Here is a 367-nt window from a genome sequence, read left to right as displayed (position 1 = left end):
GTCCTAATGGTACGTATTGTCTGAAATTTTTAGCAAGGTTATCTGTAAGTCTCTCACCATATGGCTTATATTCCACTAAAGCTTTAAGCTGCAGGATTTCAGTATCTGTAGTCACCTCCAATTCTGGCTTCCATCTAATCTTATCCCAAGAAACATTGGTGTCTGCAGAAACATCAAAATTGAAAAATGTAATTGTAGAGTCAGAAACGACTTGATTCACTAATAAATTTGAAAGATCAACTCCCGAAATCAAATTACTCGTAGTAGCTAAAGTATTAAGCGTCTCTCCTTTTAGCAACTTATGATGATAAATAAGATTGGAAATAGAAGGCTGAATAAATCCTGTTGTATCGGATTTAGGAATAAC

The 367-nt window shown here is 34.6% G+C and carries 1 protein-coding gene; it reads right to left on the bottom strand.

All coding sequences use genetic code 11. The features are described from left to right. On the bottom strand, positions 1–367 hold a 367-nt coding region (locus tag SB752_RS32040), incomplete at both ends, for a hypothetical protein (RefSeq protein WP_410719446.1).

The sequence above is a fragment of the Brevibacillus sp. SIMBA_040 genome (assembly GCF_046535075.1).
In the GTDB taxonomy this organism is placed as follows: Bacteria; Bacillota; Bacilli; order Brevibacillales; family Brevibacillaceae; genus Brevibacillus.
This window is presented reverse-complemented; position numbering and strand designations above follow the sequence as displayed.